The 14,164-nt window shown below is 40.9% G+C and carries 9 protein-coding genes and 1 pseudogene; 3 read left to right on the top strand and 7 right to left on the bottom strand.

Features of this window, described 5'->3' with window-relative positions; translation table 11 throughout:
* The 3 genes and pseudogenes from tuf to ABJV04_RS04680 all read left to right on the top strand — a co-directional run.
* A pseudogene (gene tuf / locus ABJV04_RS04690) lies at positions 1-145 on the top strand (elongation factor Tu); the annotation flags it as partial.
* A gap of 664 nt (positions 146-809) precedes the next feature.
* Complete coding sequence (locus tag ABJV04_RS04685) at positions 810-1,310, top strand: hypothetical protein (protein WP_348490147.1); 501 nt, start codon at positions 810-812, stop codon at positions 1,308-1,310.
* A 187-nt stretch (positions 1,311-1,497) separates the two neighbouring features.
* On the top strand, positions 1,498-2,496 hold the full coding sequence (locus ABJV04_RS04680; protein ID WP_348490146.1) for a hypothetical protein: 999 nt from the start codon (positions 1,498-1,500) through the stop codon (positions 2,494-2,496).
* 29 nt (positions 2,497-2,525) lie between these two features.
* On the opposite strand, the gene rluF is transcribed toward ABJV04_RS04680, so the two are convergent.
* The 7 genes from rluF to ABJV04_RS04645 form a co-directional block, all read right to left on the bottom strand.
* On the bottom strand, positions 2,526-3,278 hold the full coding sequence (gene rluF / locus ABJV04_RS04675) for a 23S rRNA pseudouridine(2604) synthase RluF (RefSeq protein ID WP_348490145.1): 753 nt from the start codon (positions 3,276-3,278) through the stop codon (positions 2,526-2,528).
* Positions 3,279-3,422: 144 nt separating this feature from the next.
* Positions 3,423-5,396: a S9 family peptidase gene (locus tag ABJV04_RS04670; RefSeq protein WP_348490144.1), complete on the bottom strand. Its 1,974-nt coding sequence runs from the start codon at positions 5,394-5,396 to the stop codon at positions 3,423-3,425.
* A 287-nt stretch (positions 5,397-5,683) separates the two neighbouring features.
* On the bottom strand, positions 5,684-7,768 hold the full coding sequence (gene fusA, locus ABJV04_RS04665) for an elongation factor G (protein WP_348490143.1): 2,085 nt from the start codon (positions 7,766-7,768) through the stop codon (positions 5,684-5,686).
* A 268-nt stretch (positions 7,769-8,036) separates the two neighbouring features.
* Positions 8,037-9,050 carry a GGDEF domain-containing protein gene (locus ABJV04_RS04660; RefSeq protein ID WP_348490142.1) on the bottom strand — a complete coding sequence of 338 codons (1,014 nt, stop codon included), beginning with the start codon at positions 9,048-9,050 and terminating at the stop codon, positions 8,037-8,039.
* Between the two features lie 45 nt (positions 9,051-9,095).
* Positions 9,096-9,551, bottom strand: a complete 456-nt coding sequence (locus ABJV04_RS04655) for an NfeD family protein (protein ID WP_348490141.1) — start codon at positions 9,549-9,551, stop codon at positions 9,096-9,098.
* A gap of 2 nt (positions 9,552-9,553) precedes the next feature.
* Positions 9,554-10,492: a slipin family protein gene (locus ABJV04_RS04650; protein ID WP_348490140.1), complete on the bottom strand. Its 939-nt coding sequence runs from the start codon at positions 10,490-10,492 to the stop codon at positions 9,554-9,556.
* Positions 10,493-10,744: 252 nt separating this feature from the next.
* On the bottom strand, positions 10,745-14,101 hold the full coding sequence (locus ABJV04_RS04645) for an amidohydrolase family protein (protein WP_348490139.1): 3,357 nt from the start codon (positions 14,099-14,101) through the stop codon (positions 10,745-10,747).
* Positions 14,102-14,164: the final 63 nt, after the last annotated feature.

Below are 14,164 nucleotides of genomic sequence, written 5' to 3'. Positions count from 1 at the left end.
TGTAGAAATGGTAATGCCAGGCGACAACTTGAAATTCAAAGTTGAGCTAATTAACCCAATCGCGATGGACGAAGGTTTACGCTTCGCAATCCGTGAAGGTGGCCGTACTGTTGGTGCTGGTGTTGTAGCTAAAATCATCGCGTAATAGCGAGATAAGATACAAAAGCATTTAAAAAGCCGCTCTTAGAGCGGCTTTTTTGTTTTCGGCCACCTGAACGGAGTGACTAATTTGTCGGGAACAAATTAGAACAGCCGAAGGCTGGCCCCGAAGGGGTGGAATACAGGATGTATGGAATAACGTGGCCGTACTGTTGGTGCTGGTGTTGTAGCTAAAATCATCGCTTAATAGCGAGATAAGATACAAAAGCATTTAGAAAGCACTCTTCGGAGTGCTTTTTTTGTGCCTGAAATTTGTAGCCTGGCCTTTAGGCCATGGAAAGGATTGAACATATCGCGGGGCTAAAGCACCCGCCTACAGGCCATGGAAATGATTCGACATACCGCGGGGCTGTAGCATGGCCTTTAGGCCATGGAGACGGTTCGACATATCACGGGGTTAAAACACCCGCCTACAGGCCATGGAAATGATTGAACATATCACGGGGTTAAAACACCCGCCTACAAGCCATGAAAATGATTCGACATACCGCGGGGTTAAAACAGCCGCCTACAGGCCATGGAAATGATTCGACATACCGCGGGGTTAAAACGCCCGCCTACAGCTGAAGTTAAGATTTAACCACTAAGGATACTTGACCAATTGCGCTGTGAAGTTATAGCCTTGAGGTTTTGCTGCCAAAAAATCTAAGATGTTCAATTTTAATCGTCTTCTCGTCACACTTGATATGCTTTCCCAAGATATTTTGGAGGAATTAAGCTCGCCCGAAGTTCAGAAAAATCAGCATATTTCCTCAGAATATTTAAAGTTAATCACTCAGTATTGGAAAGTTTCTTTAGATTTGGCTCTAAGTGCTACTGATTTTACTGAAAGGGGATTCACCAATGCCATAGCTGAAAAAGGTATGTGTGGACACTTAGTCAATAAAAAAATGTTATTGATACAAAACCGCCTCTTAGAATACGTAGTAGAGTATTACAACACCAGTATTCGTATTGAAAAGCTGCGGGATGTAGATTTTTCTGAAAATGCCGACAAACGCTTTGATTTACTTACTACTCGCGCCGTCAAATACAGGTCTCAATATAAAGTCGTTGCTAAGGCACTCGATCGCATCGAATACCAACGATTAATTGAAGGGGTAGGCTTGCCTTTATTCGACTGGAGTTGGGAAACCGTAACTTCGCCATAAATAGTAATTCGCAGGTTAAATTCACTACTTTTTTGCTAAAACTCATAACTAGTTTTGTATAAATGAACTTTGATTTTTGTAACTAATTGAAATTATTGTATTTTTATTATTGGTTCGTTTATTGCTGAACATCAATAAATTTATCTGTTCGCAGCACTAATAAAACCAAAAAATTTGGAGCCAATCTATGTACAACGATGATGATTTACATCAAGCAGTGGAGGCTGGAATATTTACTGAAAATTCAGTTTCCCAGTTTAAACGCCATATCGCCACGCTAAAAAACACATCACTTGCAGATGAGGAAAACTTTCGGTTAATTAGCGGCTTTAACGATATTTTCGTTGTTATTGCTAGCGGATTACTTTTGGCGTCAATAGGGTTTCTTGGCTACCATCTTTCGCCTTTGTTAGGATCTGTTGGCGTAGCCGTTGCGTCTTGGTTGCTAGCTGAGTTTTTTGTTTTAAAACGCAGAATGGCGTTGCCAGCCATTATGTTGTTGTTGACATTTTTAGGTGGCGTATTTGCGTCGCCGCTAGTGAATCAGCAACAACCAAACGAAATATCCTTTTTGATAGCGGGTATTCTTAGTGCTTTAGCTGCAGTCTTACACTGGCGACGATTTCGAGTTCCTATTACTGTTGCAGCGGGTGCCGCAGCGATTAGCAGCAGTATCATCGCACTCGTTATAGCATTAATTCCCAGTGCGGTCACTTGGGTAAATACGTTGTTACTTTGTTCTGGAATCGCTATTTTTGGATTGGCAATGTATTGGGATGCCTCGGATCGTAAACGTCAAACCCGTGCTTCTGATGTGGCATTTTGGCTGCATCTAGCCGCTGCCCCTCTTATTGTGCACCCTATATTTACATCCTTGGGTATCTTACAAGGAGTGGGAGGTCTGTCGATATCTCTAGTGGTACTTGGGCTTTATGTGTTGTTAGCGACTATTTCAATTGCTGTGGATAGACGGGCAATAATGGTGTCTGCATTGGTTTATGTGATTTATGCCTTTTCTACATTATTAGAAACCTACGGTATGGTTAGTTATAGCTTTGCTATTACCGGTTTATGTATTGGTGCGACGTTATTGTTATTGTCCGCATTTTGGCAAGTGAGCCGCAGTCAAATATTGAAATTATTACCAGCACCGGTTCAAAGTTTATTGCCAGCAGCACACAGTTAGTTTTTAGGGTAACCCACAGCAGTTATTGACTACTGTGGGTTTTCATTGGCAGTCTTTTGGGAGTGTTTTAAAGAATCATTTAAGGTTTGCATTTCAGCAGGGGTCAAATTACGCCATTGACCGGGATATAGTCGTGATAAATCAATGTGCATGATACGTGTACGTTTCAACTTGCTCACCTCATACCCTAAAAACTCACACATACGGCGAATTTGTCGATTTAAGCCTTGAGTTAAAATGATTTTGAATTTGTATTTTCCTAACGGACTAACCTTACAAGGTTTGGTGACTGTACCTAAAATTGGCACTCCAGAGGCCATGCGCGTTAAAAATCGTTCACTGATAGGCTGAGTGACCGTAACTTCATATTCTTTGTCGTGGGCGTTTTCAGCGCGTAATATCTTATTTACAATATCGCCGTCACTGGTGAGTAGAATCAATCCCTCAGACGGCTTATCTAAACGACCTATGGGAAAAATTCTTTGTTTGTGACCAATTGCGTCAATAATATTGCCTTTCACATGCTTTTCAGTGGTGCAGGTGATGCCAACCGGTTTGTTGTATGCAATATATATTCGATCGGATTTGTTACTCGGGGTCGCACCTATTAATTTACGGTCAACCCTGACTTCATCGCCATCAAACACTTTAGTGCCTAACTCTGGGATTTTATTGTTGATAGTGACCCTATTTTGTTCGATGAGTTTATCTGCCTCACGGCGTGAACATAGGCCAGTTTCACTGATGTATTTATTGAGGCGTTTGCCTTGGGCTATTGTCATAACAGATTAAATTGATTAGTACCAAACTAGTTTAGTGGGCTAGTGTAAGGGTTTTGCGCTAAAACTGATATAGCAAGAAGGCTGTTTCGAACAAAGGCAACGACTGTGTTTACCACTCAAGCCGTTGCCATAAATTTGTTATCCTTATTTACCAATATTCTGGTCAATAAACCTTTCTAGTTCGCTATACAACTGTTTACGACCCGCTTCTTGAAATAAGCCGTGCCCGCCTTTTTCGAAATTAATATAGGACACATTTTTGCCAACGGCCTCGAAGCTGGCTAACATGGCGTGGGCATTCTTGACCGAAACAATAGAGTCTTTTTCACCGTGAATTAACAGTACGTTCGACTTGATTTTGTCTGCGTAATTCACCGGCGAATACTCTGCCAACTCTCTAGCATTAGTCCCTATGACTTTTTCAAAATATCCCCTGCCGCCGTGGCTTTTCATGTAGATACTGTCAGTGTAGGCATAGTTTAAATCATATATCCCCACATAGCCTATGGTGCAATTAAAAAGGTCTGGTTCGCGAACACTTGCCATTAAAGCTGCATAACCACCGTAACTCGCGCCATAAACACACATTTTATCGCCATCCACATACCCCTGCTTCACTATATATTTAGTCGCGTCAGTGATGTCTTTGATCATCTTGCCACCCCATTGGCGATAACCCGCTCTTTCAAACCGTTTACCGTAACCCCCAGAGCCGCGAAAATTAACCTGTAGCACGGCATATCCGCGGTTGGCTAAGAACTGCACTTCGCTATAAAATCCCCATGTTTCACTGATACCGTGAGGTCCACCATGGATAAGAACGACCATAGGTGGCTTTTGATTGTCTTCTAAGCCTTTAGGCATGGTTAAGTAACCATGTATTTGCATGTTGTCATCAGTGGTAAATTGAAAGGGTTGCTGAGATGCCATAGTTCGAGGATCAAACCAAGAGCGATTTGACCAAATAAACTCAGCGCCCATTTTTTCGGTGTCAAAAATATAATATTCCCCAGGATTTACATCACTAGATATATACAATAACAATTTCTTTCCATCTTTGGTTGCGCTGGTAATGTTAACTTTTTGTCCTGCAAAGGCCTCAACTAACATTCCATGTAGTTTCGCGGTGTTGTTTTGAGCGACATAATGATATTTAGGTTTACCCGAATATGACACACCCACCACAGGCATATTGGTTAATGGATCTTTATTGCTATACATAATATCGGCAACTAAATCGTCAAAAACAGGGCTCAACTGTCCGCTTACTAAGTCTAAAACGTAATAAGTGTTAAAGTCTGCGCTTCCATAACTCCCAGTTAGAATAATCTTGTTACCATCGTTACTGATGTCCTTTGGGATCAAATCTTTATTGACGCCAAATGCATCCGTAATCTCTTGCCATTCGGTATCGCCACTTTTTCTATATGCACCATGGGGATCTAATTTTTCATCAGTCCACTTGATAAAATTAATTTCCCCCTTTTTGTTGGCTATCGCTTGTGCTCCAGGGTGGGGAAGTACTTCCACTTTGCTTTTACGACCATTAAAAATATTCAACTTAGAAATAACTGAATGTTTATTGCGTAAGTCGTACCACATATTGTGTTCTAAGGTCCATGGGTGCTCCAATATTAAGATGTTCTTTTCGTCGTTTTCCAATAAGCTGATAACTTCAGGTGTGGCGTAACTTGCTTCTTTCTTTCTCGTTCTTGTTCCGCGATCGCCGTTTTCTCTTGCTCTCCATCCATAGAGCATCTCTTGTTTACTACCATCTACATTAATCGCAAATAACTCACCCGTTGGCATTGGTGCATCGTATCGCAATCGTTTTTCTGCAAACTGATACATCACTCGTTCATCGCTAACCCATTGGGCTGAATGAATGACATCACCTTCTTTTGGCCTAACACCGCCAATAATTTTCATATTTTTAGCATCTAAAAATATCAAGCTTACTTCACCTTCATGATGAACCCGAGCCAGTAAATGCTTACCATCGGGAGAGATGGTCATATCTAAATAGTCACTGTGTTTAGAGAATTGTTCTATGGGGAGTTCGTTGGCTAATACAGATGAACAGATTAGCAGCAACGCAAAAAATAGGCTGGTTTTCATATAAGCTTCCTTGGCTTCTTCCGTGATTATCGATCACAACATGAGTATCGATGGTCATTTCTCCATATATTTTATCCTGAAGGATAACCTCGGAGATGACTTAAACATTAACTAAAATTTCAAACGTTGACAATTTTTTTACCTAAAACTGTACTTGTTTGTAGAATTTTTAATGGTGTCAACTAACCTTTCTATAAATTCAAATTAGAACTTATCTAACAGAATTCAGATAATAAAAAACCCGATTAAAAAATCGGGTTTTTTGATTCGTTAACTAAAAGTAAGAATTACTTCTTAGCGTTACGCTCTTTTGTTTCAGCGATAACTTTTTCAGCAACAGTATTTGGACAAGGCATATAGTGGCTAAATTCCATTGAGAATTGACCACGGCCAGATGTCATTGTACGAAGTGAACCGATATAACCGAACATTTCAGAAAGTGGTACGTCAGCTTTAACGCGAACACCTGTTACACCAGCTTCTTGGTCTTTGATCATACCGCGACGACGGTTAAGGTCACCGATTACGTCACCAACATGGTCGTCAGGCGTAAATACGTCAACTTTCATGATGGGTTCAATTAGTTGAGGTCCTGCTTTAGGAATTGACTGACGGAATGCACCTTTAGCTGCGATTTCAAACGCAATCGCAGATGAATCCACGGCGTGGAATCCACCGTCGTACAATTCAACTTCAACGTCAAGAACAGGGAAACCAGCAAGAACACCTGTTTCCATCATGCTTTTAAAACCCTTCTCGATAGCCGGGAAGAATTCTTTAGGAACGTTACCGCCCACTACAACTGAATTAAATTTGAATCCAGAACCTGGCTCTCCAGGACGGATGCGGTAGTCGATTTTACCAAACTGACCAGAACCACCAGATTGTTTCTTATGAGTATAAGAATCTTCAATAGGTTGAGTAATAGTTTCACGGTAAGCAACTTGAGGTTGACCAACTTCAAGATCAACACCATAGGTACGTTTTAAGATATCGACTTTGATATCTAAGTGAAGTTCACCCATACCTTTAAGAATGGTTTCACCAGAATCTTCGTCCGTTTCAACGCGGAAAGAAGGATCTTCTGCAACCATTTTACCGATAGCGATACCCATTTTCTCAGAACCGCCTTTATCTTTTGGAGATACAGAGATAGAAATTACAGGATCTGGGAAAACCATAGCTTCAAGTGTACAAGGATGCTTAGGATCACAAAGTGTGTGTCCTGTTTGTACGTTTTTCATACCTACGATAGCGATGATATCACCCGCTTGGGCACTACTTAATTCGTTACGATCGTCCGCTTGCATTTCACACATACGGCCAACACGTTCAGTTTTACCCGTAAATGAGTTAAGAATAGTGTCGCCTTTGTTCAAAGTACCTGAGTAAATACGAACGAAGGTCAAAGCACCAAATCTGTCATCCATAATTTTAAATGCTAGAGCACGTAATGGTTCATCAACAGAAACAGTAGCTACTTCACCAGTCTCAACACCTTCTTCATCAGTCAAAGGTTGAGGGTCAACTTCAGTTGGACTAGGCAAGTAATCAACAACAGCATCAAGTACTAATTGCATACCTTTGTTTTTGAACGCTGAACCACAGTATGTTGGGAAGAATGACATATCACGCGTTCCTTTACGGATACAACGCTTAAGGTCTTCAATAGAAGGTTCTTCACCATCCATGTAAGCCATCATTAGGTCATCGTCTTGCTCAACAGCAGTTTCAACTAACATTTCATGGTATTCGTTTACTTTATCAACCATGTCAGCAGGAACATCTTCAATTTTGTAATTTTCAGGAAGACCAGTGTCATCCCAGATGTATGCTTGTTTAGTTAGAACATCAACAACACCAACAAAATCATCTTCGATTCCGATAGGTAGAGTCATAACCAATGGGTTAGCAGCAAGTACTTTTTTCACTTGGCCAACAACACGGTAAAAATCAGCACCCATACGGTCTAATTTGTTAACGAAGATAATACGAGCAACTTCTGACTCGTTAGCATAACGCCAGTTAGTTTCTGATTGTGGCTCTACACCACCAGATCCACAGAATACACCGATTCCGCCATCTAGTACTTTAAGTGAACGATATACTTCTACTGTAAAGTCAACGTGTCCCGGAGTATCGATTACGTTAAAGCGGTGATCTTTCCAAAAACAACTTACAGCAGCTGATTGGATAGTAATCCCGCGCTCTGCTTCTTGTTCCATGAAATCTGTTGTTGATTCACCGTCATGTACTTCACCGGTTTTATGAATTTTACCGGTAAGTTTTAGTATACGTTCGGTGGTGGTAGTTTTCCCCGCGTCAACGTGGGCAAAAATACCTATATTTCTGTAATGAGATAAGTCTGACATTGGTCCACTCTGTGTCTAATAAAAAATTGCGCGGCATTATACAAAACTTTTCGCCAGGTTACATTGTTTCATTTGCTTTAAAAATCAGCAGCTTATAAATAAAGCCTGGTTTTAGTGAAAATAATCTTTAATTTCAGGTAGTTATTTTACAAAAATATAGCGGTTTTAATCTTCTAAATATTTAAGATTTTAGTGTTTTTGCAGATTTAGGGGCAAGATTTGACGTAAAAATCCTAATTTAGCAATTTATCATGGAGCAAAAAGCTAATTAGCCCATGGGCATAACTCGATTTCGACCGAGACGTTTTGCCTCATACATTAGTTTATCCGCTCTTTCGATAAAGTGCGCGGAATCTTCATTTGACTCTAGTTGTGCTACGCCAATGGAAACGGTGATATCACCTAAAGATTCTCCTGTTCGACGGTCTTTTACGTTAATTTTTTCGATTTGACGTCGCATCACGTCGGCCATTTGTCGAGCTCGAGATTGTTCTACCCCAGGCATTATGACGGCAAACTCTTCTCCACCGTAACGAAAGGCTTGGGCTTGCTCTCTGCAACAACTTTGAATTTTTTTGGCTACTGCTTTTAATACTAAGTCACCCATTTGGTGACCATAGTTGTCGTTTATCTTCTTGAAGTGGTCGATATCAATTAGCGCTAAACAACATTTGTCTAGATCTAGCTTAGTATTAATTTCGGAGTCAAAGTAGCGACGATTGCACAATCCTGTTAAGGCATCATAAAGGGCTTCTTGTTGACTCGCTTGTAGTTGAGACTTGAGACGTGCAATTTCTTTTTCAGCACTGGCAAGGGCCCCATTAAAGCTGATGGTGCTTTGCCTGATCACTTGAGACTCTTTGACCATATTGCGTACCAGTCCTAACACTTCTTCTACTGACCAACCTTCTTTTTCAACTTTACTCAAATCGTCAATACAGCTGTCCATAAGATTTTTGTAATCTTGGGTTTCAGACTTTGTGTCTTTAAGAGATTGTGACAACTCCAGCATCATGCCTTCAAGTGACTGTCGTAATTCCCACACATTTACTTTTTCGTCTGAAACAAAATTGCGATACAGATCTTTAGCTTTCAATTCTGAAATTGGAGAATCACTTTCCACAGCAGCATCTAACTGTTCATTTAATTCTGGTGAGTCATTACTCACATAGGTATACCAGAGAGCGTAATTTGTGGGGACCGCGGGAATTTTATGTTTAACCAGCAAGGGAACGGTTTGTTTGAGAATAACAAATGATTGTTCAATATCTTTAGCTGACATACCTATCTCTCTTGCTGAGTTAAACTATTGCTAATTCTTAAGGGGTTATTCAACCGCCTCCACGTAAAAAAGACCTACTTCTGCTTTTATCACTTTTACCATGCTGCCTGCGGAAATTGGCTGAGCACTTTTTAACTGCCACTGAATACCTGAATAGTGATAATAGGGGTTTTCGGTGATAGAGACATTTTCTTGCAACATAAAACGATGACCGATTAAATCACTTTGGGCTGGCTTTTTATCCACTTTTTGTTGAATGTTCTTGAGCGGCTTCCATAGCAAAGCGGCGCTAACAGCGGTAAGAATACCGACTGTTAGGGTCGCACTCATTAGTGTATCTGGAATCATGCCAATATACATAAGAGCGCCTGCTAAAACAGATGCTACACCGACAAAAAATAATATGAAAGTTGCAAACCCCAAAATAGCAATTTCAATGGCTAACATAACTAAACCAAGCACAATTAAACTTTCAGCTAAATTGTTAGTTATTAACTCCATATTTAGTTGCCTTTGTTCATTGAGTTAATCACCGTCATGGCTTGGGCTACGACAGAGGCTGGTTCTGTTGAACCATCGGGCAGTAGAACGATAGATGACTCTTTGGCAATGGCTTGTTTTGCTTCTATGGCTTTTGTTGCCAAATCTAATTGAATGGCTTTTTGTCCTTCAACCGTATTGGCTTCAACACCGACTTTACGGAGTGCTTCAGCTTGAGCTTCGGCAACCGCAACTATGGCTTTCGCTTCACCTTCGGCTTGCAATACTTGCTCTTCTTTGTCGGCTTCAGCAGCTAATACTACTGATGCTTTATTACCCTCGGCTCGGTTAATAGCCGCTTGTCTGTCACCTTCGGACTCCAGAATTTGCGCACGTTTAACACGTTCGGCTTTCATCTGTGCTTCCATAGCTTCCATGACTGATTGAGGGGGCACAATATCTTTTATTTCGTAACGAAGTACTTGAATGCCCCAAGGGCCTGCTGCATCGTTTATGGCTGCAACAATATTGGTGTTAAGCATGTCACGTTCTTCAAACGTCTTGTCTAATTCCATTTTTCCCAGTTCAGAACGCATGGTGGTTTGGGCTAACTGAGTAACGGCAAATACGTAATTATCTACGCCATAGGTTGCTTTATAAGGATCCATTACACGAAAATATAACACGCCATCTACTGATAAAGAGATATTGTCTTTGGTGATAGCACTTTGCTCGGGAACATCCACTGCTTGTTCTTTTAAAGAGCGGTCGGCGGCCACGTTGTCAATAAAGGGGATAATGAAATTTAATCCAGCTTCTTTTGTGGATTGAAATTTTCCGAAACGTTCTACTAAGAAAGCGCGGTTTTGAGGTACAAATTTAATTGATGACTTAATGAGAACAATAACAAAAATCAGTAATGCTGTTTGTACGGTAAAAATATAGTCGAATAATAAATCCATGTGCTAATACTCCTAATTTACTTCATTTAGCTAGATTGAGCTGAAACATCAATGTGTTTTATCCCACTATTTGCAGAACTAAGCAAATAAACAGATTGCAGAACTAAGCAAATAAACAGAATCAGCTTCTAGGGTAAGTTTAATATAAATCATTCAGGTTATGTATTTTCGAGTGTAATTAACTACACAAGTTCATAACAGGCTTAATCTAAAAGGGCGCTTAACGCGCCCTTGTATCTTCAACCTATTAACTCAGTGCTGGTGCACCCAGTTATGTTGTTTGGCTTTTTCGTGGACTCTTATCTGAGTTTCTTTAGGCATAAAGCTTTGATTATCTTGTTCAAAGAAGAATGCTTGTCGCTTTTGTTTGCTGTTGACTTCGTTCATGCTCGCAGCTTCATAGATGCGCCCATTAATTACCGTGTAATCAACATACTCACTGCGCCTAATGTCGGTCAATACATCACCATCAATGACGACTAAGTCGGCCACTTTTCCAGCTTCAATGCTGCCTATTTGCTTATCCATGCCTAAATGTTTAGCACCATCTATGGTTCCACCTCTAAGGGCTTCCCAAGGCGTGAATCCACCTTGTTGCATGGACCAAAGTTCCCAATGTGCAGCCAAACCTTCCCGTTGACCATGACCACCGATGTGAATACTGACGCCATTATCTCTAAGTTCTTTAGCGTAAGACGATACATCAAAATGGTTATATTGATTGTCAGGAGCGGTAGGTCGACGAATTGAACGACGGTCGATAATATATGCTGGTGTGTAGCGCATTAAGCGTGGGTTCTTCCAAACTTCAGTGCGATCGTACCAATACTCCTCACCCATCAAGCCTCCATAAGAAACGATAAAGGTTGGGGTATATCCCGACTTTGTTGCCGACCATAATGTGGTTAGATCATTGTAACCTTTGGCGATAGGCAGAGAATGTTCCAAACCAGTATGACCGTCGACTACCATAGTGATGTTTTGTTGCAACTTACCACCACCTTCAGGCACAACCATCATTTGCAATTCTTTTGCAGCCGTTAAAACCTGTTGGCGTTGATCACGACGGGGTTGATTGTAACTTTTAACCGATATTGCGCCTACATCTTTTAGGCGTTGCAAGTGATATTTCGCATCCGCAAGGCTATTAATAATTGCCTTGTAACCGAGGGCTTCTGCACCATATAAAATCGTACCTGTAGAATAAATACGAGGTGCGACAATTTTACCTGCTTTTTGTAACTCCGAGGCAGAAAAAATCTCGGTAGTGTCATTGGATGGATCGTGAATCGTGGTGACACCAAATGCTAGATTTGAATATTGACTCCAATTTTGTTGAGGAATAATTTCATTACTTCCTTGTGAGCCATGAGCATGGGTATCGATTAAGCCTGGGATAATGGTTTTCCCTTTGGCATCGATCACTAAGGCTGAACTGGGGACGTCAATATCAGCTGCTTTTCCTACTGCCTCAATTTTATTATCGTTGATGAGTATTACTGCATTTTCAATGACTTCTTGTTGATTATCTGCATCACGCATGGTCACCACAGTGCCACCAACAATAGCTTTGTAACCATCGGGTTTATCGGCTTTTTGACTGAATGATAGATTAATTCCTTCACTAACAGGTTCAGGCAAGGTTGCTGGTGAATTTGGCATAAAATCGAAAGCATCTTTCAATTCTCGCTCGAAATAATAAGGGCCGTGATACCAGGAAAGGGTTTTATTGTCCGGAGACCAAGTAAGGTACTCTCCTGCTCGGCTAGACACTTGTTTAAGCGGTGTCGCCGTGCTCGAAGGTCCAATACTTTGTCGTTTACCCATTTGTTTAAACGGTGCGATATAGGCATTGTACTGATGAACAAAGGCAATCCATTTTCCATCGTGGGATAAGCGATATTCACTAACTTTGTCAGCGCCATACAAATGTTCTCGTTTGTCTTCGCCGTTTAAATCAACACTAACTAACTGAGTTTCAGTATAAGCTGTACCGCCTACGACAGTGGTAAAGTAAACACGCTCATTTGTACCTGCAAAGTGCGGGGCAACACCACTTTTAGATATACGGGTGTGGGTTTTTTCATCTAGGTTAGCTACATAAAGCCCTGGTTCAACAGACCACTTAGGAGAAAGCAAATAGCCTCCTGTAGTTTTACGATAAGTCACCAATTCGCCATCGAGGGAAAAACTAGGCTCAACATAATGGCCAGGATTATTGGAAATCACTTTACCTCTGCCACCGCGAGCAGAAACGACTCTAATGGTACCTAAGTCTTGATCATTCCATGTGGTGTAGACAATTTTTTTGCCATCATTGGAATAACGAGGAAAATATTCATCATGGTCATTTTGTTTGGTTAGGCGTTTCACTTTGCCTGATTTCAAGTCTTTGACATATAGCTTACCCAAAGCTTGATAAAGAATTGATTTCCCGTTGGGAGACTTTTGTGCCCAGCGGATCATTTTCACATCGAATGTATCTGGTGCCACATCCACATCAAAGCGCAATGCTTCTGCATATTGTGCGGTAGTGGATAAGGACACTGGAATGTCTTCAATTTCGAGGTTATTAACGTTGAGTTTATGAAACTTGCCGCCAGTCCAAAACACAATATTTTCAGAATCAGGTGTCCAATCGAAATAGGCAAAATACCCTTCACTACCGAAACCTTCTTGCATATCGCGCTCAAGTGCTTGATACAAAACTCTTTCACTGCCATCAGCTAAATTTTTAACGAACAAAGCTGTTCTGTTTTTAATGCGGCGGACAAAAGCTAGTTGTTTACCATCAGGGGAGGGGGTAGGCACAATTGCACCACCTGTGCCACTGACAAACCTTTCTTCATCGCCACTTTCTAAATCGTAACGGGTGATGGCAAAAACTGATTTTAACGGGTCACGGTTATAACTAAATGTGAAACCCCCTGAAATATCTTGGGTAAAGTACACATACTTTCCATCCGGAGAGAATGCTGGGTCAGCAATGTTCTTTTGGTCTTTTTTGCCATTAACTCTAGCTTTGATTTGAATACCATCGCCACCAGAATAGTGATACATCCAAATTTCCCCAGCGGGAATACTGCGGCTCGACATTATGCCTTTAGTGGCAAGAATATATTGTCCATCAGGGCTCCACTTAGGCGAGTGCATTATGTTATTTTTTTCTTTGGTGATTTGCTTTAGTTCACCACTTTCTATATCCATCATCCAAATATTGGACAACCCATCGCGGTCTGAACTAAACGCGATCTTTTTGCCATCAGGGCTAAAGGCGGGGTGGATATTCCAAGCAAAATCTTGAGTCAAGGCTTTGGCTTTCCCGCCTTGACTATCAACAATGAAAATATTTCCTAAGGTATCAAACACCATTTGTTTGCCATCTGGAGAAATATCTAAACTAGACCATGTAACTTCGTCAGTATCTATATTGATTGAAGACAACTCGAATGGGGGATTTAGTACATCCCAATCTTGCTTTTCAGCTGAAGGCGAGTCAGTTTCTGCATCTGTTTTTTCTTGTTGAGAAGCAAAAGTGTGTGCAGAAAACAATAGAGAAATGCTGAGCAGTAAATTACTTATCTTAGCGCCTCTGTTTAGTGTATTCATTGAGAATTCCTGTCATTTTATTATCGGTTTGATCTTCGCGTAATCGACTTCAACGCTCACATC

The sequence above is a fragment of the Aliiglaciecola sp. genome, assembly GCF_039982535.1.
Taxonomy (GTDB): Bacteria; Pseudomonadota; Gammaproteobacteria; order Enterobacterales; family Alteromonadaceae; genus Aliiglaciecola.
Note: the sequence above shows the minus strand (reverse complement) of the source record. Positions and strands in the feature narration are given on the sequence as shown.